This window comes from Streptomyces sp. NPDC058470 (genome assembly GCF_042721055.1).
Classification (GTDB): domain Bacteria; phylum Actinomycetota; class Actinomycetes; order Streptomycetales; family Streptomycetaceae; genus Streptomyces.
This window is the reverse complement of the sequence record NZ_JBHXMF010000016.1, coordinates 70923-95677: the sequence shown is the minus strand read 5'-3', so window position 1 is coordinate 95677 and position 24755 is coordinate 70923. Positions and strand designations below refer to the sequence as shown.

The window sequence follows — 24755 nt, the reverse complement described above, 5'->3', positions numbered from 1 at the left end:
GGTTCAGCCGATCTTCGCGTTCTTGTCTACGGTCGCTTGGTCGATGTCGGACGTCCGCACGGTCACGGCGATCTTCCAGTCGCCCGCCATGGGGATCTGTACCCCGCTTGCCGTCCAGTGGCCGGTGGCGACGCGGTCGGGGGTCACGGGGAGCGGTCCGATGTTCTTCGACTCGAGCGTGAAGGCGATTTTCACCTCGGGGACGTCGAAGGCCTTGCCGTTGGGCCGCACTACGAAGACGTGCATTTCGTTGCCGCCCACGCGGGCCGGGTCGAGTGTGACCTCCACGGTGCCCTTGCCGTCCTCGGCGCCCGTGTCGAACGGGATCTTCAGCGACAGTGGTCCGGCCTGCTGGGAGGTGGCCGAGGTGGCTGCCTTGGCTTCCTCCTCGGTGCGTCCCGGCTCGGTGGACGTCAGCACGGTGGTGACCGCGAGGAGGACGACGGCGACACCGGTCTCGACGAGCACCGAGCGGCGCAGGCCCGAGCGGAGCGGGTCGGCGTCGCGGAGGCGCTTGTCGCGCGTGGTGGCCACGGCGGCCTCCTGTCGCGCGAGCTGGGCTGCCCGCCGTGTGTCACCGGAGCCTGCGGGAACCTTGGTCCGTGTCTTCGCGCGCTGTCCGACCACGGCCGCCGCGACGGCTTCCGGAGCCGGGAGCTCGGACAGCTGTCCGGTCCAGCGCCGCGAGATCCACGCGATGCCGACGAGTACCGTCACCAGGCCGATCTTGACGAGCAGCAACTGTCCGTATGTTGTGTCGGTGAACGCCGACCACGAGCCGACCTGTCGCCAGGACTGGTAGATGCCGGTCGCGACGAGTGCGATCACGCTGCCGAAGGCGACGCGCGAGAAGCGGCGGACGGCCGCCGCCTCGATCTGGGCGTCTGCGGGTGCCCGGAACAGGGCCACGAGCAGCGTCGAGAGGCCGCCGAGCCAGAGGGCGACCGCCAGCAGGTGCAGGACGTCGACGGGCATTGCGATGCCCGTCTGGATGCCGGCCGAGGCGTGTTCGGCCATCGCCCAGGTCGCGGCCAGTCCGGCCGCGACGACGGCACCGCCGACCGCGAGCCCGAAGGTGAGGTCCCTGTTCGCGGCGGCGGCGTCCTCGGCGTCGGCCTCCCTGTCCGCGTCAGCCGCAGAGTCCTCGTCCCGCTTCACATACGCCCCGAAGAGCACCGCGATGAACAGCGCGCCCGCGGCGAGCAGCAGCAGGCGCGACACCAGCGCCGCCCCTGCCTTGGTCTGCAGCACCTGTCCGAGCAGCGCCAGGTCGAAGATGTCGCTGACCTTGCCTGAGCCGACGTAGGAACCGCGTAGGAGCAGCAGCGCGAGGGTTGCGCCGGTCAGTGCGAGCCATCCGGAGACCACGAGCCGCTGTACCGGGCGGACTCCGGCGCCCCGCTGCCAGCAGGCCAGGATGAAGGCTGCGCCGCCGACGAGGAGGATGAACCCGGCGTACGAGATGTAGCGCCCGGCTTCGTAGAGCGCGCCGACGATCCCGCCGCCGACCTCCTTGTCGGACACGGCCACGGTGGTCTGCGAGGGCGCGCCGATGGAGAAGGTGAAGGCGCCCGAGACGGGGTGGCTGTCCGCGGACACCACCTGGTAGGTGACGGTGAAGGTGCCGTCGGGCAACCCGGCGTGGAGTTTCACGGCGTACGTGGTGCCGCTCGGGTTGGTCGCTTTGCCGGTGTCGACGCGCTCGCCCTTGGGGTCGAGCACCTGGAGTGCGCCGTCGGAGAGGGCGACCTGTTCGGAGAAGGTCAGCGAGACCTGTGTGGGCGCCTTGTCGGCCACCGACCCCTGCGTCGGGTTGCTCCCGGTCAGCGCGGCGTGCGCGGAGGCGGGCGCGGCGCCGGCCAGGAGCGCGCCGGTGACGGCGAGGAACAGCAACAGCAGCGTTCGTGCCCGCGCGACGCCTTGCGTGGCGCCACGGGGAGCGTTGGTCGGCGTCACAGGTGATCCCTCCCTCAGTGCCCGGTCTTCGGGTTGTACGTCGCGGACTGCACCGGCATGGAGATCTTCAGCGTGCCGGACTTGGCGAAGTGCAGTTCCACCGACACCTTCTCGCCCTGCTTCGGCCGGTGGGTGAGCTTTTCGAACATGAGGTGGTTGCTGCCGCTGGCGAAGTCGAGGGTGCCGTCGGCGGGCACGGCGAAGGATGTTTCCTCCTCCATCGTGCCGTCCCTGGTGGAGTGCAGCGTGACGTCGTCGGAGAGGTCGCTGGTGACGGAGGTCAGGGTGTCGGCGCCGCCGGAGTTGGTGACGGTGAAGAAGCCTGCCGCCATGGTGTCCATGCTCGGGGTGGGCATGTAGGCGCCGGTTACCTTGAGTTCGGGCCTGGCCGAGGTGCTGGCGGAGCTGTCCGCGCCGCATCCGGCGAGTGCCAGGGCCGCGAGGGTCAGCACGGCGGCTCCCGTCGTGCGACGCCTCACGGGTTCTGTCCCTGGATGAGCTTGGGGAGATCCTTGATGTAGTCGTCGACGGTGGCGTCCTCCCCGTACAGCACATAGCCCCCGTCGGTCTTCGGCGAGAACGCGATGACCTGGGTGCCGTGCACGGAGACGAGCTTGCCGTTCTTGTCCTTGGTGGTCGGCTCGATGGAGATGCCGAGGGTGCGGGCGCCGGCCTGGATGGTGGCGAAGTCACCGGTCAGGCCGATGAAGTCGGTGTCGATGCCCTTGAGCCACTTGCTGAGTTCGGCGGGGGTGTCGCGGTCGGGGTCGGTGGTGACGAACACGACGCGGAGCTTGTCCTGCTCGGCCTTGGGCAGCGCCTTCTTGGCGACGGCGAGGTTGTTCATGGTCAGCGGGCAGACGTCGGGGCAGTGGGTGTAGCCGAAGTAGATCAGCGTCGGGTCGCCCTTGGTCTCCGCGCGGAGGTCGTACTTCTTGCCCTCGGCGTCGGTGAGTACGAGGTCCGGCTTCTCGAACGGCTGGTCGAGTACGGTCGCGGCCTTGCCCGAGTCGGCCTCGACGGACACGTCGGCGATCGGCTTGTTGCTGTCGTCACCGCTGCCGCAGGCGGAGAGGGTGAGAGCGGCGGCAGCGAACAGGGCGGCCGCGGCGTACGTCTTCTTGCGCATACAAAAATGTCCCAGATGTGAGGAGGCCGGTGCGCACCGGGGTCGTACGAGGGCCTGTACGGCGATGTCGTACGACCTCCGGCGTGCACCGGGGGTGCGATGGGCCTCAGGCGTCGGTGCGCCGACGGCCGGCCAGTACGCCGTACGCCACGCCCGCCGCGCCGACGACGATTCCCACGACGCCGAGCACGCGCGCGGTGGTGTCACTGCTGTCGGTGGAAGCGGCGGCGACCTCGGTGGTCTCCGTGTGCTCGGCGGAGGCGTCGGAGGCTCCGCTCGGGGGCTCCGTGGAGGCGTCGGACCCGTGGTGGCCCTCCTCGCTCGCCGCGCTGAGCGCGAGCACCGGGGCCGGGTTCTCGGGCTCCTCCGCGCCCTCCTTCTGCTCCTCGATCCAGCGGACGACCTCCTTGTTGTCGTACGTCTGGACCGCCTTGAAGACGAGTTCGTCGGTGTCCTCGGGGAGCGCGCCGATGGAGAGCGGGAACTTCTGGAAGAAGCCGGGCGCGATGCCCTTGCCGGTGGCGGTCCAGGTGACCTTGGTGACGGCCTCGGAGATCGACTCGCCGTGCATTTCGAGCGGCTTGTCCAGCTTGGACGTGGTGACCTTGGCGGTCCAGCCGGCGACCGCCTCCGGCATGACGGAGGCGAGCGGGTGGTCGGTCGGGAAGCTCACCTCGAGCTTGGTGGTCGAGGCGTTGTCGCGTTCGTTGGGGACCTTGAAGTTGACCGTGGCGTATCCGCCCTTGGCGGCCGCGCCCTCCGGCTGCACGCTGACGTGCGCGAAGGCGGGGCCGGACAGGACGAGGACGGCCGAGGCGGCGACGGCACCGGCGGCGGCGATACGGGAAACCTTCATGACAGGAAGCACTCCACTGTGAGTCCGACGGGATCGGATGCGATCCGGTGAGATCGGGTGAGGTCCGACCAGATCGGGTGAGGTCCGACCAGATCGAACGAGATCCGGCCAGGTCGGACGAGATCCGGTGCGATCGGATGGGATCCGGTGAGCTGGGGCGCGCGTGGTGCGCGATGCGCGTGCGGAAGGCGCCCATGAGGCGCCCCTTGGAGGCGTCGAAAACGCGGGCACGCGCGTGTGCCGCACGACGGCAACCCCTCGGTGGAGTGGTGCGTCGCGTCAGGCAGCGAGGACGAGCGCGGTGGAGAGCGGCGGTCCGCGCCGGATGACGGTGTGCTGGAGCGCGGTGGTACGAGGCTTCGGCGGCGTGAGCGGCGCGGGGCGCGGAGTGCGCGGTGCCGCGCCGGGCGTACCCGGAAGTCCTGTGCGCAGGGCGCGTACGAGTGCGAGCGCGGCGCGCAGGGAACGTACGAGGGCCCCCTCGGTGACCCCGTGCGCCGACAGCCGGATGAGGCGCAGCAGCGCCATGTCCCCTCGGCGCAGCACCCATCCGGCGGCGACGGCCGCGAGGACGTGGCCGAGCAGCATCGGCAGGGAGGGCAGCACGGACATCGAGGAACCGGTCGCCGATATGGCGTCCGCGGGGTGATGCATGGACTGTGTCGCGCCCGTGTCGAGCCGGGCGTCGGCGAGGATCTGCTGGGCCTGCGCGGGGCTGATCGCCGCGGCGGTCGCGCCGCACAGCAGGCGCGCCGCGCGCTCGACGACCGAGGCGTCGGCCATGACCATGCCCGACGCCATGGCGGACCCGGTCCCTGACCCGGTGCTCGCGCCGGTGGTCGACGTGACGGCCGACCCCATCGTCATCGTCGTACCGCCGTGCTGGCCGAGTCCGAACAGCGTGTGCAGCAGGCACTGGCCGGTCGCGAGGACCGCCGCGATGCCCGGAAGTGAACGTTCGTGTCCAGCCAGGGGCGCGGCGACGGCGAAGACCGCGAGGAAACCGGCGGCCAGCGTCCACGGCGAGACCGTGGCGGAGGAGGCGAGCACATGACCGGCCGCGGCCAGCACGACGCAGACCGCGGCGAACACCGCGGCCCGGAGCATCCGGAGATCGCATCCGGAGCGCGCCGTGCGCTTGTGGGGGGCAGTCATGGCGGCCTCATCATCGCACTGGGCTTACCCGTTCCCTACGGCAGGTCCGCAAGATGACGTTCGGTCCGGAGGGCGGCGATCCGGGCGACCGTCCTTACGCGGGGCGGTCCGTGCCGGTCGTATCGGTGCCGTCCGTGCCGCCTGTGACGTCCGTATCGGTGCCGTCCGTGATGTCCGTGCCGTCAGTGCTGTTCGTGATGTCCGTGCCGTTCGTGTTGTTCACGGGTGCGGCGGTCCCGCCGCCTGCACATACACCGACTCCTGTCGCCTGCGCATCCGCCGTATGGGCGGCATCACGTCAAGTGGGCGATTGCGCACGCGTGGTTGCGGCAATACGTAACGGTATGTCGAGCCGCGGCCGGGAGGCTGGAGCATGAGCATCTGGTGGTCACTCCATTTGCGGCGTGAAGCTGCGAGCGTTCCGCTCGCCAGGCGCCTGCTGCTCGGCACGATGGAGACCGCGGGGGTCGACCCGGACGTCTCCTTCGACCTCTCCATCGCCCTGAGCGAGGCCTGCGCCAACGCCGTCGAGCACGGCGGCGACACCGCGCGGGGCGGATTCTCCGAGGCCTATAGGGTGACCGCCTACCTCGACGGCGAGACGTGCCGCATCGAAGTCGCCGACTCCGGCCCGGGTTTCCCGTCCGACCCCGACCTTTCGTCCGACCCCGACCTTCCGCCAGGCCGTGTCACGCACACCCCGCTCCGCCCGGTTCCGGCTCGCAGCGACGCCGAGCACGGCCGGGGTCTGTGTCTCATCCGGGAACTCGCGGACCACGTCCAGATCGGCAACAAGCCGGGGCGGGGCGGCGCGGTGGTCAGCTTCGACAAGATCCTCAAGTGGAAGAAGGGCGCGCCTTTGATGGCGGTGTAGGGCCTGTACGGGATCCCGCGCCCCCGAATCCGCCGGCCGTGACCGTACCTTTGGTCAACGTGATTGCTCGGCAACGGCAACGGCAACAACAACGGCAACGGCAACGGCATCGTCATCGTCGCGGAGAGCACGGGGACGGTCCGCGGCGGTTGTACGCCCCCAAGCCGGGCCCGAGCGGTGCTCAGGGCGACGCGCCGACCGATACGCCGCCGAGCGACGCCCCGACGGACAGTGCTTCTCCGTCCGCCTCCCCGTCCGCCTCGGCGTCTTCGTAAGGTACGCCCATGGGGAGCCGGGAGGACGAGACGCTCGCGCGGGCCGCCGTGGCCGCGCTGACCTGGCAGCTGGAGCTGGCTCCCAAGCCCGGACTGCCCGACCCGCGCGACCTTGACGCCCGGGTCACCCGCCAGGACCACCGCGCCCTGTGCTGGTCGGCCAGGGCGCTGGAGCCCGGCCTCGTGGCCATGGCGGCCGCCGCCCGCCGTATCGGTGGGCCCACGCGCGAACTCCGTACGGAACTGGGCGCGATCGGCCGGTCCACCGAACACTCGGTGGCCCTCGCGGGCGGCGGACACCGCGGCGCCCTGTGGGTCCTCGGGTTCCTGGTCGCCGCCGCGGCTCTGGAGCCCCGGGCCACCGGGAACGACCTCACCGCGGCCGCCAAGCAGATCGCGGCGCACCAGGACCGGCGGGCGCCGCGGCGGCCCTCTCGGGGGTCGTCCGTCTCGGCGAAGTACGGCGCCGCCGGGGCGCGCGGCGAGGCGCGGGCGGGATTCCCGCACGTACGGCGCGCGTTGGAGGCGCTCACCGCCGCCCGTGACGCCGGCGCGTCCGAGCCGTACGCCCGGCTCGACGCCCTCCTCACCGTCATGTCCACCCTCCAGGACACCGAGTTGCTCCACACGGCGGGTCCGCACGGCCTGCGCCATGTCCAGGCGGGCGCGCGCGGAATCCTCGGAGCGGGCGGTATGTCCACGGAGGCGGGCCGCGAGGCCCTGTCCGCCTTCGACGACGACCTCCACGCACGCGCGTGGAGCCCCCGCGGCAGCGGAGGGCTACTCGCGGGGGCACTGTTCGTGGAATTACTGCCGGTGGCGGTGGGTTCATCGGCACGGGCTGCCTGACCGCGCTCCTGTGCGGTGGGTTCATCGGCGCGGGGTGCTTGAGGCGCTCCTGTGCGGTGGGTTCATCGGCACGGGCTGGCCGACCGCGCTCCTATGCGGTCAGCTCACCGGCACGGGCGCGGGCTGCCTGACGTGTCCCTTCAAGGGACCGGCGGTGGCGCTCGCCCACCGGGTCGCCGGCCCCATCGCGTACGAGGCCGCCAGCATCACCCCGCCCAGGAGCAGCCACCCCGGCGTCCCCCAGCCGACCAGCAGCGCGGTCAGTACGAGGGGGCCCATCGTGCGGGCGACCGTGACGCCGGTGCCGAAGAAGCCCTGGTACTCGCCCATGCGGTCGGCCGGAGCGAGGTCGAAGGCCAACTGCCAGGAACCCGCGGACTGCTGCATCTCGGCGAGGACCTGCAGTACCGCGCCCGCCACCAGCGCGCTCACCGCGACCCACGCCGAGACGCCGGACGACAGGGCGAAGACCGCGCAGGACGCCAGCATGACGAGCCCGGAGCGGCGTATCGCGCGCGTGGCGGACGCGAGGCCCGTGACACCGCGGGCCATCCGTACCTGGAAGACCATCACCGCAGCCGTGTTGAGCACGAACAGCGCGGAGACCAGCCAGGCGGGCGCCTCGGTCCGCTCGGTGATCCACAGCGGGATGCCGAGGCTGAGCAGCGGCATCCTCAGCAGCAGCACGGTGTTGAGGAACGTGACCAGGACGTAGGGGCGGTCGCGCAGAACGCCGAGGCCCTGACTGCGGTGCACGGCTACCGACGATGACACGGTCGGTAGCCGCAGCAGCAGGGTCGCGCAGAGCAGAAACGTCACCGCGTCCAGCGCGAACACCCCGAGGTACGCGGTCCGCGTCCCGGCGTGCAGTGCGAGCCCGCCGAGTCCCGCGCCCACTGCCAGACCGGCGTTGAGCGTCGACTGCAGATGCGCGAGCAGCCCGGTTCGCTGGCCGGCCGGTATCAGCCCCGCCAGCAGCGCCTGCCGGGCCGCTGCGAGCCCCGACTGCGCGGACGCGTACGCGCACGCCGCCAGGACGAAGGGGAGGAAGCCGCGTACGACGAGGAAGGACGCCACCGCCGCCGCGGTCGCCAGCGCGAGCAGTACCGCCGTACCGCGTGGCCCGTGCCGGTCGGCCAGCCGCCCCAGCGGCACCCCCACCAGCGAACCGACCGCCCACGCGACGGTCAGCCCGAGTCCCACCCGTGCGGGGGCGAGACCGACGACGTGGGTGAAGTACAGCGCGGACGTCACGTAGTAGGCGCCGTCGCCGACGGAGTTGGCCAACTGGGCCAGGGCCAGGACACGCTGCGGACCCGCGGGCGGGACGAGGGAGTTCGTCATGAGGTCGACATTAGGAGCACGGTGGGCCCCTCGACAGGCCCAATCCGAGCACCATTTCATGGCCCAATCAGGGTGCACCTGGAGAGGTCCGTCAGCTGGTCTCCAGGACCCGTCCCAGCGCCTCCAGGGCTTCCGGATACGCCCGCTCCCGCGGTGTCCCGTACCCGACGACCAGACCCTGCGCCCGACCACCGCGGCCCGGCACGTGCCAGTGCTCCCCGAGGTGTCCGACCGCCAGCCCTTCCTCCGCCGCCCGCGCCAACGCCTCGGCCTCGTCCGCCACTTCCACCAGAGCATGCAGCCCCGCCGCGATCCCCCGTACGCCCCGTCGGGCTCCCAGACGGTCGACGAGCTGGTCCCTGCGCCGCCGGTAGCGCAGACGGCACGCGCGTACGTGCCGGTCGTAGGCGTGACTGTCGATCATCTCGGCGAGGGCCAACTGCCCGATGGACTCCGTGTGATGGTCGCTGTGCAGCTTGACGTCGGCCACCTCGTCGACCAGGTGGGGCGGCAGCACCATCCAGCCGAGCCGCAGCGCGGGCCCCAGTGTCTTGGAGGCGGTACCCAGATAGGCGACCTGCCCCGGTGCCATCCCCTGGAGAGCGCCGACCGGCTGCCGGTCGTAGCGGAACTCCCCGTCGTAGTCGTCCTCGACGATCAGCGACCCACGCGCGCGTGCCCAGTCGGTGAGCGCCCGCCGCCGCTCGGGGTGCAGTGTCACGCCGGTCGGGTACTGATGGGCGGGCGTGACGACCACGGCGTCCGCGTCGGTCAGCTCACCGGCACAGGCTCCGTGTTCGTCGACCGGCAGCGGCACCACCTGTCCGCCGCCCCGCCGCACCACCTCCCGGTGAAACGGCAGCCCGGGGTCCTCCATGGCGAACGTCCCGCCGTCCAGCACGCGCGCGAGGAGCGCGAGCCCCTGCACGTACCCGGAGGTGATCACGATCCGCTCGGGCGGCGCGAGCACGCCCCGGGCCCGGCCCAGGTACTCCGACAGAGCCGTCCGCAGTTCGATGCGGCCGCGCGGATCCCCGTAGTCGTACGTCAGGGAGGGTGCCGTCGCGATCGCCCGCCGCAGCGCCCGGAGCCAGGCCGCCGCCGGGAACGTACCGACGTCCGGGCTGCCGGGGCGCAGGTCGAAACCGGGGGCACGCGTGCGCGTGGGTGTGTTCGGCGCCGCCGCGTCGACCGAAGGCAGCGACGCGACCGCGGTACCCGACCCCTGCCGTGAGCTCAGGTAGCCCTCGGCGACCAGCTGGTCGTACGCCGCCTTCGCCGTGCCCCGGGAGACGCCCAGCTCGACCGCGAGCCGTCGCGTCGCGGGCAGCCGGGTACCGGGGGTGAGCCGCCCGTCGCGTACGGCGTCGCGCAGCGCCCGTTCGAGCCCCGTTCTGCGTCCCGCAGCCGCGTCGGGCTCCAGATGCAGGTCCACACCGACGCCGGACCAGAAGTCGTCCACGAAAAGCCGCCCCCCTAGGCACACGAAAAGGCGCACAAAAGGCACCCGAACAGGCACACGAAGGGCCGGGCACCGCCGCAGGTACCCGGCCACCAGTCTCGTATCAGCCCTTGAAGTCCTGAAGTCCTGAAGTCTTCAAGAGCCGTGTTGTTTCAGCTCTTCAGGGCGGCAATCCACGCCTCGACCTCGTCGGAACGCCGCGGCAGGGCGGCCGACAGGTTCCGGTTGCCGTCCTCGGTCACCAGGATGTCGTCCTCGATCCGCACGCCGATACCGCGGTACTCCTCCGGCACCGTCAGGTCGTCCGCCTGGAAGTACAGGCCGGGCTCGACGGTCAGGCACATGCCGGGCTCCAGCGTGCCCTGTACGTACGTCTCGGTCCGCGCGGCCGCGCAGTCGTGGACGTCCATGCCGAGCATGTGACCGGTGCCGTGCAGGGTCCAGCGGCGCTGCAGGCCCAGCTCCAGTACGCGCTCGACGGGGCCCTCGACGAGCCCCCACTCGACGATCTTCTCGGCCAGCACGCGCTGCGCGGCGTCGTGGAAGTCGCGGTACTTGGCGCCCGGCTGGACGGCCGCGATACCGGCTTCCTGGGCCTCGTACACGGCGTCGTAGATCTTCTTCTGGATCTCCGTGTACGTGCCGCTGATGGGCAGCGTGCGTGTGACGTCGGCCGTGTAGAGCGTGTGCGTCTCGACGCCGGCGTCGAGCAGGAGCAGGTCACCGGAGCGGACCGGACCGTCGTTGCGTACCCAGTGCAGGGTGCACGCGTGCGGACCGGCGGCGCAGATCGAGCCGTATCCGATGTCATTGCCCTCGACCCGCGCGCGCAGGAAGAAGGTGCCCTCGATGTAGCGCTCGCTGGTCGCCTCGGCCTTGTCGAGAACCTTCACGACGTCCTCGAAACCGCGCACGGTCGAGTCGACGGCCTTCTGCAGCTCGCCGGCCTCGAACTCGTCCTTGACCAGCCGGGCCTCCGACAGGAAGACCCGCAGCTCGTCGTCGCGCTCGGCGGTCACCTTGTCGGTGAGTGCCGCCTCGATGCCGGCGTCGTAGCCACGTACGACGCGGACCGGACCGGTGGCCTCGCGCAGTGCGCCGGCGAGCTCGCGGACGTCCGAGGCGGGGATGCCGTACAGCTCCCCGGCCTCCGTCAGGGAGTGGCGGCGGCCGACCCACAGCTCGCCCTGGCCGTTGAGCCAGAACTCGCCGTTCTCGCGGTCGGAGCGCGGCAGCAGGTAGATGGTCGCCTTGTGGCTGCCGTTCCCGTTCTGGGCGTCGGCCGGCTCCAGGACCAGGACGCCGTCCTCGGTCAGGTTGCCGGTGAGGTACGCGTACTCGACCGAGGCCCGGAAAGGGTAGTCGGTGTCGTTCGAGCGGGTCTTCAGGTTGCCCGCGGGGATGACCAGACGCTCGCCCGGGAAGCGCGCGGAGAGCGCGGCACGGCGGGCGGCGGTGTGCTCGGCCTGCGCGATCGGCTCCAGGCCGCGCAGTTCCGTGTCGGCCCAGCCGGACTTCATGCTCTCGGCCAGCTCGTCGGACACGCCCGGGTACAGGCCGTTCTTGCGCTGCTTGATCGGCTCTTCGGGAGTCTCGTCCGGGGTCTCCGGGTTGAGCTCGTCCGCCACGGTCTGCCTCCTAGATACGACTCTGGACCCCCACATCGTACGGTCGTACTGAAGGGGGTCCAGAGCCTGAAGACCTGTTACGCAGGGCTCACTCGGAGTGCGTTGCGCACGGCTCGCTCGAAGGCTGTTACCTACGGCTCGCTCGCAGCGCGTTGCTCACGACTCACCCGAGGCGCGACGTGCGGCCCACGCGACGTGCGGCTCCCGCGGCGTGCGCGGCCCACGCGACGTGCGGCTCCCGCGGCGTGCGCGGCCCACGCGACGTGCGACTCCCGCGACGTACGCCCCACGCGACTCACGGCTCACTCGAAGCGCGCCGCCAGAAGTACGACGTCCTCCTCGGAGTCCGCCTCGTCCAGCCCGTCCGGCAGCACACTCCGTAGGACGTGATCGGCGAGCGCGCCCGGATCGTCGCGCAGTGTCCTGGGGACGCTTGCCGCCGCCGCGTGCAGCCGGGCGAAGGCGCGGTCCATGGGATCGCCGGTGCGGTGCAGCAGGCCGTCCGTGTACAGGAGCACCGTCTCGCCGGGCTCGGCGCTGAGTTCGACGCTCGGTGCCTCCCAGCAGGCCAGCATGCCCAGGGGCGCCGACAGGGAGGTCTCCACGAACTCCGTGCGCCGCGGGCCGATCACCAGGGGCGGGCTGTGTCCGGCCCCGGCGAGGGTGATCTTGCGCAGCGCGGGCTCGCAGAAGGCGAACAGGGCGGTGGCGGAGCGGGCGGGCTCGGTCAGCCGCATCAGCAGTTCGAGGTCGGACAGGACGGCGACGGGGTCCTCGCCCTCCATGACCGCGTACGCCCGCAGGGACGCCCTCAGCCGGCCCATCGCGGCGATCGCGCTGGGCCCGGACCCGGTGACGGAGCCGACCGCGAGGCCGAGCGCGGCGTCGGGCAGCGGCAGCGCGTCGTACCAGTCCCCGCCGCCGCGCGGTCCGGTGCGGTGCCGGGCGGCGAGCTGGACGCCGGAGACCCGGGGCAGCCGCGAGGGCAGCAGCTCCTCGGACATCGTCGTGAGGCACGCGCGCGTGCGCTCCAGTTCCAGCAGCCGTGCCAGGTGTTCGGTGGCGTGCCGGGCGTACCGGCCGATGAGGTGGCGCTGGCGCTCGACCGGTTCCGCGGGCTCGTCGTAGAGCCATACGGCGGCGCCCAGGCGGCCCGCGGCGTCCGTGGACAGGGGCAGCGCGTAGCTCGCCGCGTAGCCGAGCTGGGCGGCCACCTCGCGGTGGCGGGGGTCGAGCCCGTCCTCGGCGAACAGGTCGGGCTGTGTGATCTCCGCCTCGCCGCCGGGCAGTCCGGCCGCCGTGTCCAGGAGTTTCCCGTACGCCATACAGCTGCGCGGGACCGTTTCGATGTGGCCGAGATCGGCCCGCGCGAGGCCCAGTCCGATCGTGGTGTCCGGGCCGAGTCCGTCGCTCGGTTCCATGACGACGAGACCGCGCCGGGCGCCCACGAGGGCGGCTCCGGCGCGCAGCAGCTCCTCGAGTGCGTCGCTCAGTGTCGCGGTGCGTGCCAGGCGTTCGGTGAGTTCGTGGAGGGTGGTGAGATCGGAGACCAGTCCGGCGAGACGATCTTGGAGATCGGCTCCTGGGCCGGTGCAGGAGGTGGCCGAGGGGGTGACCGTGGTGGTGGACCTCGGCGCGACAGTGTGTGCGGGCGAGGGAACCGTGGAATCGATTCCGGCCACTTTCGGAAGGTGAGGGGCGGTCATGTCATCCGGCTTTCCGACCGGTGCGTATTGCTCAATAGCATCGCAAACCCCCATGTCGTTCTGCGCCGCAAGCAGTGTCTCCACATGTACACGCACTCGTGAGGGGATGTCCAGCATTGTCCTGCCGGGATTCCTGGTGTCCGTGAGACGGGCGGTAACCCTTGCGGGAAAGTAAAGTTGGCTTAAAACTGACTCGGGTAACGGCTTATTGAGGTCGACTGGCCTAGTTCGACGGAGCGTCACAGCGGTCGTGATGGGTACGTACTCGGTGAAGGTCAGGGGCGATTGCGTATCGCCCGGAACCTGGCAACGGACCCGGGCGTCTTAACCACCGACGACCGTGCCCCATCCTCCCGTGGCGGAGGCGGCTAGAAATACACGGGACGGCAAAACGCCAGGCGCCGCCACCCCACGCCATGCCCATGATTCAGGCACAGCAGTACGGACGCGGACGCAGCCCGACACTCGGCCCAGATGGGTTCCCCTTGCCTCCAGCAAGGGTGTGATGCGCCAGCAGGTACGCACAGTGAAGTGATCGACACATGATGTGAATGGTCCACAGTGTTGCCAGGCGTGCAACGGAAAGGAACGAGCGCTCATGCGCGAGATCCTCGGAAGGCGACGCAGGCTCCTGTCCAGGCGAAACAACGGGAGGACTGAGATGCTCAAGTCGGCCCTGACCTTCGCGACCGAATGGCAGTGGCCCGTACTCCCGGGTGTGGCGGCCGACCCGCAGGGGCGCGCCCGCTGCGGATGCCCTGACCCGGAGTGCACGGTGCCCGGCGCCCACCCCTTCGACCCCGGCCTCCTCGCGGCCACCACCGACGAGCGCATGGTGCGCTGGTGGTGGACCAACCGGCCGACGGCACCGATCGTGCTGGCCACCGGTGAGAGGGCGCCCTGCGCGGTGAGCCTGCCCGCCCTCGCGGCGGCCCGCGCCCTCGCCGCGCTCGACCGCCAGGGCATGCGCCTGGGCCCGGTCGTCGCGGCCCCCACGCGATGGGCGATCCTCGTCGCGCCGTACTCCCTGGAGCAGCTCGGCGAGCTGCTGTACGCCAAGGACTACGTCCCCGGCTCCCTCCGCTTCCACGGAGAGGGCGGCTACATCGCTCTGCCTCCGTCCGGGACGGGGCAGGGCCAGATCCGCTGGGAACGTGCACCACTGCCCGGCTCGGCCGCGCCCTGGGTGCCCGATGTGGAGGCCGTGGTGGACGCGGTGGTGGAGGCCCTCACTCGTACGGGTGTGAGCGCGCCCGAGTTGTAGGGGTGTCGGGCGCGCGGCGAACCGGGCGCCCGCCCATGGTCGTTATCTTCCCCTCTATGAACCTTCGCCTGCTCGCACTCGCGGGCGTAGTGGCGGCCACGGTAGCTCTTCCGTTGGCCGTGGCATCCGCAGGACCTGTCGGTGACGAGGGTCCTGCGGATGCACGTGCGTCCGCACACTCCAGCAGTTCCGAACACGACGTCGGCAGTGGCGGCGACAAGGCGCCGGCCCCCGACCCCGCTCCCGACCCCGCGTCGTCGCCCCGGCTGCTCGGCCTCGGTCTCGCCACCGCCGCCCGCTGCGGCCCCGAACTCACCTCGGACGACGGCATCGAGGCGCAGACCTGCGTCCTGACGCAGGGTGAGGAGACCTGGGCGCGCACCTACTACCGCAACGCGACCGGCGGCGGGCTGAGTTCCGTACTGAGCCTCATGGAGCCCGGTGGCCGCACGGTGCTGATGCGCTGCGCGGTGGGCGCGGAGGACGACCCGGGGGTGTGCGAGACACCGCGGGGGCGTACGACGGGGGATGTGGCGGCGTACGCGGCGGTCGCGGAGTTCGCGAGGGGCGGCGAGGACGGGCCGCTGCTGCTGCGCTCGGGGAGCAACTCGGCGCCGTAACAAGGCGGTTGGCACCGTACGGGATCTCGCACATGAAAAGACCCGGTTGCTGGCGACGGGGGATGCACCAGCAACCGGGCTACTCGAACGGTAACAAGAGATCGGCGGTTCGCAAATTCGGTCTTGGCTATTCGGACACGAATTTACCTGCCGGTACGGGGAGTTGTGACAGGAGTCACTTGGCTGGTGACTCCTGACCACCTGGGCGGTAGGTCAGTTCCCCTGTCTGTATGTCAGCTGAGTGTCACCTGTCGGTTGGTGAGGCCGCCGCGGGCCCGGCGCTCGTCCGCGGTGAGCGGTGCGTCCGTGGCCAGGGCGATGGTGAGGCGCTCGGCGAACTCGGCCGCCGGCTTCTCGATGTCGTCCGCCGTGACCCCCGTCGGCAGGTCCCAGACGGGCACGGTGAGCCCGTGTGCGCGGAAGGAGCCGACCAGTCGGGTGCCCTCGCCGAGGCTCGACCTTCCGGCCGCGTGCAGCCGTGCAAGTGCGTCCAGAAGACGCTCCTCCGGGTACTGCATGACCCAGCGCAGGTGGTTCTTGTCGGGCGTCTCGCACCAGTAGGCGGCGTCGACGCCGGAGAGTTTCACGGTCGGAATGGCGGCGGCGTTGGCCCGCTCCAGGGAGGCGGTCACCTCGGGCGACGCGTTCTCCGCGTCCGGCACCCAGAACTCGAAACCCGCGTGCACAACTGGCTCGAAGGTGCCCTCCGGGTCGAGGAGATCCTGGAGCCGCGGAGCGTCGGACGGGGCGCGGCGGCCCTCGACCGGGGTGCCCGGCTGCGCGGTGAGCGCGCGCTGGAGGGTGTCGGCCAGGTCGCGGCTGATGTCGCCGGACGCGGTGTCGTTCTGCAGGCCGATCAGGACCGAGCCGTCGTCGCGGCGCAGCGCGGGCCAGGCCATCGGCAGGACGGTGGCGAGCGTCACCGAGGGGACGCCCTCCGGCAGGCTCTCCCTGAGCTTCAGTTCGACGGTCGCGGCGGGCACCAGCTCGCGCAGCGCGATCCAGTCACCCTCGCCCGCCAGACCCTCGAAGGGGCGCTGCACCAGCTCGGTCGCCGCGTGCGCGGCGGCCCGGCCGTGACAGGCCTTGTAGCGGCGGCCACTGCCGCAGGGGCAGGGTTCGCGCGCGCCGACCACCGATACGTGTCCATCAGCGCCTCCGGCTCGGGCACCATCTTTCAGCTGCGGCTGCTTGGCCTTCGTCTGGGGTCGCTTCTTGGCCATCGTGGGTGTCTCCCGGTTACGGCTCGTCTCGTTACGGGCGCGAGCCTAGCCGTTCGTACGGGGGCCGACGGGACCCTGTGGACAACGCACCAAGTCGTCCCGGAACCGACACTTCGGTCCAGGTCGGTGTCTTATCGGGCCTGCTGTCGGTGTCGTATCGGGTCTGCTCAGGCCAAGTCGTCGAAGGCGTCCGCGAAGTCCAGGCCGGGTATCGTCGGCTGCTGCGGAATCAGCGGCTGCCGACGCTGGGCCGGTGAGGCGACGCGCGTAGCCAGGTCGTCGCGTCCCAGGTCGTCGGCTCGGCGCGACGCCTTCGCGTCGTCCTGGACGACGGCCCAGACCGTTATCTCTCCGCGGGCGTCGTCCCGGACGCCCCAGTCCTTGGCCAGTGCCGTGATGATGTTCAACCCGCGGCCGCCGTGTGCGGTGACCGAGGGTGTGGCCGGAATCGGACGGGTCGGACCGCCGCCGTCCGTCACCTCGACGATGAGCCTTCCGGACGCGTCGACCCGCCACGCGGCGCGGACGTCGCCGTCCCCCGCCAGGGCGTCGCCCAGTGGCCTGCCGTGCCGGCACGCGTTGCTGAGCAGTTCGGAAAGGATCAGTACGGCGTCATCGATGACCGTTTCCGCTATGCCACCGGTACGCAGCTGATCCCGCATCCGGTGTCTTGCTTCCCCCACGCCCGCAGGGCCATGAGGTACGGCCATGCTTGACGACGCGGGCACCTCCTGTGCCACCACCAACGCCACCCCCGAGACCTCCTTTGCCCCACGCCACGGTGTGGATGCCCCATTGAGCTGGACCGGAAACCGGCCAATCAACGTCTGCTGACGCACTCGTAACGATCGAATACGGAGCGAACGCGCCGGAGCACTCCCGGTCATTGCATGGCTGGATTTCGATGGTTTCTTGTGGGGTTTTGGGAGATCGCTGGCTGAAAGTGTGCGGCTGCGTCAGCGGCCCAACTGTCCCAGGACCGCGCGCGGGCGGTTGGTGATGATGGCGTCGATGCCCAGCTCAACGCAGAGGCCGACATCCTCGGGCTCGTTCACGGTCCAGACGTGGACCTGATGTCCGGAGCGTTTCAGACGGTCGATGTACCCGGGGTGACTGCGTACGATCCGCATCGACGGGCCCGCGATCCGGACACCCGCGGGCAGCCGTCCGTCGCGCAGCCTCGGTGAGACGAACTGCAGCAGATAGACCGTGGGCAAGGTCGGCGAGGCGGCCCGGACGCGGTGCAGTGAGCGCGCCGAGAAGCTCATGACGCGTACGGGCGACTCCGCGGCGGACTCCGGGGCGTCCAGGCCGAAACGCTTCAGCAGGTGCAGCAGCCGCTCCTCGACCTGGCCGGCCCAGCGGGTGGGGTGTTTGGTCTCGATGGCCAGTTCCACCCGGCGGCCGGCGTCGGCGACGAGTTCGAGCAGCCGCTCCAGGGTGAGGACGGAGGTGTCCTCGCGGTCCCCGGGGCCGTACTCCCAGTCGGGGGACTCGTCGCGGTTCTTCCAGGCGCCGAAGTCCAGCGCCGCGAGATCGGCGAGTTCCAGGGCCGACACCGCTCCACGGCCGTTCGACGTACGGTTGACGCGGCGGTCGTGGACACAGACGAGATGGCCGTCCGCAGTCAGTCGCACATCGCACTCGAGGGCGTCCGCACCGTCCTCGATCGCCTTCTTGTACGCGGCCAGGGTGTGCTCGGGTGCCTCCTCGGAGGCTCCGCGGTGGGCGACGACCTGAATCGGGTGCTGTCGTGCATGGGTCACCGCGTCATGGTGCCACCGTTGAAGGGCAGACGTGAGGGTGGATATGCCAGGAATGGGTTAATTTCGCCTGACAAGACCCTTATAAAGAACGGTCTCGGACACACAGGCACCGCTTATGGTGCTCTGACGCCCAGTGGGAAAAGCTGACGGCAGACAAGAACACATGCACAGCTGATTCGCGCCCGGACCGCCGACAAGCGTGAGCGAGCGTGACCGAGTGCGACCGAGAACAACAGCCGTGGATCGAGGAGAAGAGCTGTGAGCACCGAGAACGAGGGCACTGCAGTACCCCCGGCCCCGTCCGCACCTCCTGTGCCGGTGGACACTCCCGCTGCTTCCGCGCAGACGGCCGCGCCGGGGGAGAGCGTGCCGACCGCTCAACTCCCGGCGGTGCCTCCGAGCGCCCCCGGCACACCGGAGCACGCACCGGCATACGGCACATCAGGCCAGGCGCCTGCGTACGGCTCCCCGGATCAGACGCCGGCCTACGGCGCACCCGACCAGACGCCGGCCTACGGCGCACCCGACCAGGCACCGGCCTACGGAACAACGGACCAGGCACCGGCGTACGCCTCCGTGGGCGCCGGGGCTCCTGACGCGCAGGGCCACGACTCCGGGGCCACCGGGCCTTCCGGAGCGCCGGTCTCCGCGGCCGAGGCGGGCTGGCCGCCCCCGCCGCCCGCCACCCCCTCGTACGCGGACGGCGGCGGTTCGGGCACCGGCTGGGGCTCCTCCTACCAGGAGCCCGCCCCCAAGTCCGGTGGCGGACGCGGTGGTCTGGTCGCCGCGATCCTCGTCGCCGCGCTGGTCGCGGGCGGCGTGGGCGGCGGCATCGGCTACACGCTGGCCAAGGACAACGACGACCCCACTGGCTCGACGACGGTTTCCGCCCCGCAGAGCAGCGGTGATGTGAAGCGCGCCGCGGACTCCGTCGCGGGCGTGGCCGCCAACGCGCTGCCGAGCACGGTCACCATCGAGGCCGAGAGCAGCAGCGGCGAGGGCGGCACCGGCACCGGTTTCGTCTTCGACAAGGAAGGCCACATCCTCACCAACAACCACGTGGTGGCGGACGCGGTCGACAACGGCAAGCTCACCGCGACCTTCTCCAACGGCAAGAAGTACGACGCCGAAGTGGTCGGCCACGCGCAGGGTTACGACGTCGCGGTCATCAAGCTGAAGAACGCGCCGTCGGATCTGAAGCCCCTCGCCCTCGGCGACTCCGACAAGGTCGCCGTCGGCGACTCGACGATCGCGATCGGCGCGCCCTTCGGTCTCTCGAACACGGTGACCACGGGCATCATCAGCGCCAAGAACCGCCCGGTGGCCTCCAGCGACGGCACGTCCAGCGCTGCCTCGTACATGAGCGCCCTGCAGACGGACGCCTCGATCAACCCCGGCAACTCCGGCGGCCCGCTCCTGGACGCACAGGGCTCGGTCATCGGCATCAACTCGGCGATCCAGTCGAGCGGCAGCCTCGACGGCACCAGCCAGTCCGGCTCCATCGGCCTGGGTTTCGCGATCCCGATCAACCAGGCGAAGACCGTCGCGCAGCAGCTGATCAAGACGGGCAAGCCGGTGTACCCGGTGATCGGCGCGTCGGTCTCCCTCGAAGAGGGCACCGGCGGCGCGAAGATCACCGACCAGGGGGCGAGCGGCTCCGCCTCGATCACATCCGGCGGTCCCGCGGACAAGGCCGGCCTCAAGTCCGGTGACGTCATCACCAAGCTCGACGACCAGGTGATCGACAGCGGCCCCACCCTCATCGGCGAGATCTGGACCCACCAGCCCGGCGACACCGTCAAGCTCACCTACACGCGCGACGGCAAGACCCACACCACCGACGTCACCCTGGGCGAACGCGAGGGCGACAGCTGACCGTGGCCCCCGAGTGGCCCACCAGCCCACGACACCTCCCGGGGCGGGTACGCTGTACCCGCTCCGTCCCAGGTGGGCCGGGGCGAGGGTGGGTTGCCCGAGCGGCCTAAGGGAACGGTCTTGAAAACCGTCGTGGCAGCGATGTCACCGTGGGTTCAAATCCCACACCCACCGCCAGGTCAGAGAGTGTGCAGGTCAGAAGGGGTGTCTCTCGGTGAGAGACACCCCTTCTGCGTTTACCCTGTCTCACCCTGACTCGCCTGTATCCCACCTTTGACCAGTGCGTATGGGCCATCTGTGGGCCAGGAATCGGGCCTACTCGTCATCGGCCAGTCCCTGGGCGATCAGTTGGTTGGAGCGTCCCTGATCCCCCTTCAAGATCTTGGCGTAGAAGCGGTAGAGCACCGCGATGCTGTGGCCCGCTCGCGCCGCGACCTCTGCGGGGTCCACCCCTGATTTGATCCACAGGGAGACGCCGGCGTGCCTCAGCGAGTACGGCACGTCGGCGAGCCGCGATGTGACCTCCTGCTCCGACAGAGCCTTGACCCGAGCAGCGCCCCACAGATCGCAGTACTCCGTGGAACGCACGCGACTGCCTCTCACTGCTCGGAAGAGTCGACCGTCCGGCGCGGTGCCGTACGCGGCGATGTGGTCTCGGAGCATCTTGACCAGGGTCGGCGGAATCGGCACGGACCGCGTCGCGCCGCGAGCTCGACGCTTGAGCCCTCGCGACTCGTACGACGTTCCGTCATCCGTCCAGCCGCCGGCCACTTCGGGGCGACTCTCCCCGAGCAGCAACTCACCCCAGTGATCGGCCGTTTCCTCGGTGTCCGGGGGCAGCGTGCAGTCTGAGCGCTTCAACGATGCGATTTCCCCGGGGCGCATCGCGGCGTAGTAGAGGCAACCGAAGAACGCTGCCATATGCTCACCGCGCGGTCCGGCACCGCGTACTGCGTCGATGAGCGCGCGAGCCTGCGCAGGTCCGGGGACGTACCGGAAGTCGATTTCGTCGTCTCGGTCTGGAGTCGTCCAGTCGACGCGTTGGAGGGGGTTGGTGGACAGAAGCCCCTTCTCTTCCACGGTGTACTTCAGGAAGTTGCTGAGGACCATGAGCTTTCGCCGCAGGGTGTTCTCAGCCGCCTTACGCCCGTCCAGCCGTCGTGAGAGCGCGTCCAGGGCGGGACGGAGCAACTCCGGGTTCTCCAGAGCGCTCACCTGCTCGGAGTGCTCGGAGAGCCATGACAGGGCAGCGCGGATGTCCTCAGGGGGTTCGTTGGCGATGTGGCGAGCGACCAGGTCACCGTCAGGACCGGGTACCGCGCGGAACGCCCACTGATAGAGCGCCGCCCGCAGCGTCTTTGCCTTCGGGGCACCCCGGTTCGTCGTGACGAGAGCAGGGATCACCACCGCGAGCGATTCGGCGATGCTGGCACGGTGCTTGGCGGCAGCGCGCGGCCACTTCATCAACGCGTACGCGGTGGCGTGCTCGTACCAGGTGGGCGAGTTGAGCGCGGCCAACTCGCGTGCGGGCAGGCCGGTTTCCTCGTCGAACTGCTCGCGTTCCCGCAGCGCGGTCATGAGTTCGGAACGGCGTCCATCGGCCTGCGTCTTGAGCTTGAAACTCCGGGAGTGAGGGCGGCGACCGACGCGCCAGCGCAGCTCAAAGGGCTTCGGGCGTCCGGCTCGCTTGCGGATGGACCAGATGTCTACGTCGTACGTGAGCATGGGGCTCCCAAGGGAGAGGGGCCCGCCGGTTCGGCGGGCCCCTCGGTCGGTTGGTGGTGGACTACGCGGCGCTCAGCTCGCAGCGCTCCCACCACGCGTCGAGGTCGGCGCGGCGGCAACGGAGCTGCCCGTTGGGGAGCTTGATGAGCTTCGGTGCCTTGCCGCGTGCGCGCATGCGGTAGAAGGCGGCGCGGCTCATGTCGATCTCGTTGAGGACTTCGGGGAGTTTGAGCATCTGGGGGCGAGCCATCGTTGCCACTCCTCGTTCGGGCGGGTCTCAGGTTGAGGGTGCGTGTGTGTCCGAGGTGGGGATTTCTGCGTCACCCGCGTCATCTGCGTCATGCACGCGTCTGACCTGCGTGTTTGGGGTGACGCAGAGGGTTGGGTGTGCGTCATCGGTGACGCAGGCTGTCCGTCACCGATGACGCAGGTGACGCACGATGACGCAGAGATATGCCGTCTGCGTCACCCGTGTCTGTGCAGGTCACCCGCCGTTTTGTGGGGTCGGGTGACGCAGGTGACGCAGCGCTTCCCTACTTAGGGAAAGGAGGGGGTGTCTGTGGTGGTGCGGTGCCGCTCAGAGAGTGAAGAAGGGGCCGCTTCGCGGCACGTCCTTGGAGCGCCGCGCGGCGGCGAACAGCAAGAGGAGCACGCCGCGCCCGGGTGCTCCTCTTGCTGTTCACGGGCGCCGGTCAGAACGCCCGTTCCTGTTCGTGTGAGGGCGGGGCGAGCCGGGTCATTTCGATGTAGCGGCCTTCTTTGGTGCGGCCGGAGTCGATGATCACGCCCCGGGCGGCGAGGGTGGGCTGAAGACGCTTGAGCCGGTCGGAGAGGACCTTGCCCGTGGTCGGCCATCCCTTGGGCAGGGTGCGCAGTTCGTCGCCGGCGTAGAGGCGGCTGAGGCAGTGCAGCCACTGTGTGGACGTCATCCGCTCTTCCGTGCCCGCCTCCATGGCCGCCGCGTGCTCAATGACGGCCTGCGCCAACAGGTCGCCCTCGATGACGTCGTCGTTCAGGTCGTCGAGGCAGGCCCGGTAGGCGGTGAGTGCTCCCAGGCCGGTGGCTGCGTCGAGTTGCGCGCACAGGTGGGCGAAGTCCGCCATCCGCAGGTCCGTGGGAGTCTCCGCGTCCACGGCGCGGACCTTGACCGTGAGGTCGAGCAGTGAGCCGAGGATGACGGGCAGTACCTGCTCGTACTCCGTCCACAGCTCATCCTCGGTGCGCCGCACCCGGGGCCGTTCGAGACGCAGGGGAAGCAACCGATCGGCGAGGTCGGGCCGGATGAGTCCCACGTCGATGCCGGTGAGGAGCAGGGGGCGGCGGTAGCCGACGCGGAAGACGTCTCCGTCGGTGAAGAGGGCGCGTTTGACGCTTTCGGCGCCGGTGACGATGCAGCACATGGCGTCGGACAGGTCCGGCGTCATGTGGGAGAGGTTGTCCAGCGCGGTCACCCATCCCGCGGCCACGGCCGCGATCAGGTTCTCTTCATCCTTCGGTGCCCGGCGCAGGTCGCCGGTCATGCCTTCGATGATCCGCACGAGCATCCGGCCGCCGGTGGACTTGCCCGCTCCCTGCGGGCCGGTGAGGAACGGGGCGGGGACGGGCACGGACGGTCCGAGGCAGCCGATGAGCCAGGCGATGGCCAGGCATTCGGTTTCCGCGTTGGCGAAGTTGCAGAGCCTCAGCAGGAGGTCGATGCCCTTGCCGTCGGTGTCCTTGGCGGGGAGGGGCAGTTCGCCGGTGAGCTGGGTGCGTCGCCAGCACACTTCGCGGGGGTCGGGGGTGAGGATGTCCCATCCGGTGGGGTGGATGCGGATGGACTGGCCGTCATCGCGGCCGAGGTCCAGCCACGTGGCCCCGTCGAATCCGGGGGCAACGCGGATGTGCACGGGCTGGACGTCCTCGGTCAGAGCGAGTGCTTCGATCAAGTCCAACGCCTCCTTGAGGGCGGACCCGTTGAACACGCCGATCCCGTCGCGGAAGAGGCCGACCATGAGTTCCTGGCGGTGGCTGCCCGTGGTGCCCTGGGAGCGGATCGGGCGGGCCACGGGGTGGGCGTTCTTCTGTGCGTAGACGGTTCCGTCGGCGGTGCGGAAGTACCGGAAGTGCGTTTGCGCGTAGTCGGTGATGACCTTGCGGGCCGGGTCCTTCTCGTCCTCGGACATGGCTACAGCCCCAATGCGGTGCGGGCGTTGGTCCACGCGTCGGTGCAGTGCCGGACGGTTTCGCCCTTGGTCTGCGCGGCGGTGAACAGCCGCGCGGCGTGGGTGTCGGTGAGGCAGCCGCACCGGCCGTGCGTGGACAGTACCGCGAGGAACGTCCGGTAGACGGTCGCGTGCACCGCACTGCCGGCGTCGGTGATGCGCTGTACGCCCATGGCGATGCCACGATCTAGGTAGGCGGGTGTGCGGTGCGGGCACGCCCCGCTTTGCCCTCTTATGGGTACTGTGAGGGCCTGTGGCGCCCTGTGGGCGGGCGACGGCTCCTTTACTGCCAGCGCGCGCACCACGGCCGGGAGAGCGGCCGTGGCTCCTGTGCCGGGTCCGAGCCAACGGGCATATGCCATAAGGGACTTGATGTCCACGCCGGGCCTGACCGCGTTCACGGACTGCATGACGCCTTGGTAGATCCAGTGCTCGCCCCGCGTCGTCGCCACGGTCCGAGTGGCGGGCAGGGTGGCGCGGGCCCATTCGATGGCTGCCGCGTTGTCCAGGTCGACCACGGTCACCCCTGCCCCGCCGGGGTGGTAGGCGACCGCAGCGGCCGTACGCCACGCGCTCGCCCACTGAGCGGAGTTGAGAGTGTGGGGGTCGGTGGTAGCGGCGGCCCAGCCGTGGCACGGCGCCGGGCAGGCGCAGGGCCCGGGGGTCTTCATATTCGGCCGGCCACCACACATGTTCTGGGCGCAGCTACGGCAGTTGCCGAATGGGCCCTTCCCCGCTCGCAGAGGCAGCACGGGCACGCCGTGCGCGGCGAGTGTGAGCGCGGCGGGCACTCGCCGGATGTCGGTGGGTTGCGTCATGCTGGGAGGCCTCCACAGGTCTGTTG

22 protein-coding genes and 1 tRNA gene are annotated in these 24755 nt (G+C 70.3%); 6 read left to right on the top strand and 17 right to left on the bottom strand.

The genetic code is table 11. From position 1 onward, the window contains the following. Positions 1-3 precede the first annotated feature (3 nt). The 6 genes from ACFWP7_RS14495 to ACFWP7_RS14470 form a co-directional block, all read right to left on the bottom strand. Entirely contained in the window at positions 4-1956 is a 1953-nt protein-coding gene (locus tag ACFWP7_RS14495; RefSeq protein ID WP_384381223.1) for a copper resistance CopC/CopD family protein, read from the bottom strand. 14 nt (positions 1957-1970) lie between these two features. Next, positions 1971-2435 carry a copper chaperone PCu(A)C gene (locus ACFWP7_RS14490; RefSeq protein ID WP_384381221.1) on the bottom strand — a complete coding sequence of 155 codons (465 nt, stop codon included), beginning with the start codon at positions 2433-2435 and terminating at the stop codon, positions 1971-1973. Next, a complete protein-coding gene (locus ACFWP7_RS14485; RefSeq protein WP_384381219.1) occupies positions 2432-3085 on the bottom strand; it encodes an SCO family protein in 654 nt (217 codons plus the stop codon). The genes ACFWP7_RS14490 and ACFWP7_RS14485 overlap by 4 nt, the downstream gene beginning before the upstream one ends. 106 nt (positions 3086-3191) lie before the next feature. Continuing rightward, positions 3192-3941 (bottom strand): YcnI family protein, encoded by a 750-nt coding sequence (locus tag ACFWP7_RS14480; RefSeq protein ID WP_384381217.1) that lies wholly within the window; start codon positions 3939-3941, stop codon positions 3192-3194. A 279-nt stretch (positions 3942-4220) separates the two neighbouring features. Then, a complete protein-coding gene (locus ACFWP7_RS14475; RefSeq protein ID WP_384381215.1) occupies positions 4221-5096 on the bottom strand; it encodes a hypothetical protein in 876 nt (291 codons plus the stop codon). A gap of 94 nt (positions 5097-5190) precedes the next feature. Beyond that, the gene (locus ACFWP7_RS14470) at positions 5191-5319 is read right to left on the bottom strand and encodes a hypothetical protein (RefSeq protein ID WP_384381213.1); all 129 of its coding nucleotides are present in this window, start codon (positions 5317-5319) and stop codon (positions 5191-5193) included. Positions 5320-5469: 150 nt separating this feature from the next. Here ACFWP7_RS14470 and ACFWP7_RS14465 point away from each other — a divergent pair, with 150 nt between their 5' ends. Then, positions 5470-5970: an ATP-binding protein gene (locus tag ACFWP7_RS14465; protein ID WP_384381211.1), complete on the top strand. Its 501-nt coding sequence runs from the start codon at positions 5470-5472 to the stop codon at positions 5968-5970. Positions 5971-6254: 284 nt separating this feature from the next. Then, entirely contained in the window at positions 6255-7094 is an 840-nt protein-coding gene (locus tag ACFWP7_RS14460; RefSeq protein WP_384381209.1) for a triphosphoribosyl-dephospho-CoA synthase, read from the top strand. Between the two features lie 99 nt (positions 7095-7193). Here ACFWP7_RS14460 and ACFWP7_RS14455 read toward each other — a convergent pair whose 3' ends face one another. The 4 genes from ACFWP7_RS14455 to ACFWP7_RS14440 all read right to left on the bottom strand — a co-directional run bounded on the left by ACFWP7_RS14455 (position 7194) and on the right by ACFWP7_RS14440 (position 13351). After that, positions 7194-8438, bottom strand: a complete 1245-nt coding sequence (locus ACFWP7_RS14455) for an MFS transporter (RefSeq protein WP_384381207.1) — start codon at positions 8436-8438, stop codon at positions 7194-7196. Positions 8439-8529: 91 nt separating this feature from the next. Beyond that, on the bottom strand, positions 8530-9900 hold the full coding sequence (locus ACFWP7_RS14450; RefSeq protein WP_384381205.1) for a PLP-dependent aminotransferase family protein: 1371 nt from the start codon (positions 9898-9900) through the stop codon (positions 8530-8532). A gap of 152 nt (positions 9901-10052) precedes the next feature. After that, a complete protein-coding gene (locus ACFWP7_RS14445; RefSeq protein WP_384381203.1) occupies positions 10053-11528 on the bottom strand; it encodes an aminopeptidase P family protein in 1476 nt (491 codons plus the stop codon). A 302-nt stretch (positions 11529-11830) separates the two neighbouring features. Then, a complete protein-coding gene (locus tag ACFWP7_RS14440; RefSeq protein WP_384381201.1) occupies positions 11831-13351 on the bottom strand; it encodes a PP2C family protein-serine/threonine phosphatase in 1521 nt (506 codons plus the stop codon). A gap of 481 nt (positions 13352-13832) precedes the next feature. Between ACFWP7_RS14440 and ACFWP7_RS14435 the strand changes: the two genes are divergently transcribed. Together ACFWP7_RS14435 and ACFWP7_RS14430 are read left to right on the top strand one after the other, a co-directional pair. Next, positions 13833-14498 carry a bifunctional DNA primase/polymerase gene (locus ACFWP7_RS14435; RefSeq protein ID WP_384381199.1) on the top strand — a complete coding sequence of 222 codons (666 nt, stop codon included), beginning with the start codon at positions 13833-13835 and terminating at the stop codon, positions 14496-14498. A 56-nt stretch (positions 14499-14554) separates the two neighbouring features. Continuing rightward, on the top strand, positions 14555-15118 hold the full coding sequence (locus ACFWP7_RS14430; protein ID WP_384381197.1) for a hypothetical protein: 564 nt from the start codon (positions 14555-14557) through the stop codon (positions 15116-15118). A 233-nt stretch (positions 15119-15351) separates the two neighbouring features. Here the strand turns inward: ACFWP7_RS14430 and ACFWP7_RS14425 are convergent, their stop codons facing one another. From ACFWP7_RS14425 to ACFWP7_RS14415, 3 genes are all read right to left on the bottom strand, one after another. Continuing rightward, positions 15352-16341: a DUF5926 family protein gene (locus tag ACFWP7_RS14425; protein ID WP_384381195.1), complete on the bottom strand. Its 990-nt coding sequence runs from the start codon at positions 16339-16341 to the stop codon at positions 15352-15354. Positions 16342-16508: 167 nt separating this feature from the next. Next, complete coding sequence (locus ACFWP7_RS14420; RefSeq protein WP_384381193.1) at positions 16509-17180, bottom strand: ATP-binding protein; 672 nt, start codon at positions 17178-17180, stop codon at positions 16509-16511. Between the two features lie 117 nt (positions 17181-17297). Further along, positions 17298-18107 (bottom strand): glycerophosphodiester phosphodiesterase, encoded by an 810-nt coding sequence (locus ACFWP7_RS14415; protein ID WP_384381191.1) that lies wholly within the window; start codon positions 18105-18107, stop codon positions 17298-17300. A gap of 258 nt (positions 18108-18365) precedes the next feature. Between ACFWP7_RS14415 and ACFWP7_RS14410 the strand changes: the two genes are divergently transcribed. Continuing rightward, complete coding sequence (locus ACFWP7_RS14410) at positions 18366-19982, top strand: trypsin-like peptidase domain-containing protein (protein ID WP_384381189.1); 1617 nt, start codon at positions 18366-18368, stop codon at positions 19980-19982. Between the two features lie 87 nt (positions 19983-20069). Continuing rightward, positions 20070-20159 (top strand) — tRNA-Ser (locus ACFWP7_RS14405). Positions 20160-20297: 138 nt separating this feature from the next. Here ACFWP7_RS14405 and ACFWP7_RS14400 read toward each other — a convergent pair. The 4 genes from ACFWP7_RS14400 to ACFWP7_RS14385 all read right to left on the bottom strand — a co-directional run bounded on the left by ACFWP7_RS14400 (position 20298) and on the right by ACFWP7_RS14385 (position 24729). Further along, entirely contained in the window at positions 20298-21707 is a 1410-nt protein-coding gene (locus ACFWP7_RS14400; protein ID WP_384381187.1) for a tyrosine-type recombinase/integrase, read from the bottom strand. Positions 21708-21768: 61 nt separating this feature from the next. Beyond that, complete coding sequence (locus ACFWP7_RS14395; protein ID WP_384381185.1) at positions 21769-21957, bottom strand: helix-turn-helix transcriptional regulator; 189 nt, start codon at positions 21955-21957, stop codon at positions 21769-21771. Positions 21958-22399: 442 nt separating this feature from the next. Further along, positions 22400-23872, bottom strand: a complete 1473-nt coding sequence (locus ACFWP7_RS14390; protein WP_384381183.1) for an ATP-binding protein — start codon at positions 23870-23872, stop codon at positions 22400-22402. 2 nt (positions 23873-23874) lie between these two features. Next, the gene (locus tag ACFWP7_RS14385; protein WP_384381181.1) at positions 23875-24729 is read right to left on the bottom strand and encodes a bifunctional DNA primase/polymerase; all 855 of its coding nucleotides are present in this window, start codon (positions 24727-24729) and stop codon (positions 23875-23877) included. Positions 24730-24755: the final 26 nt, after the last annotated feature.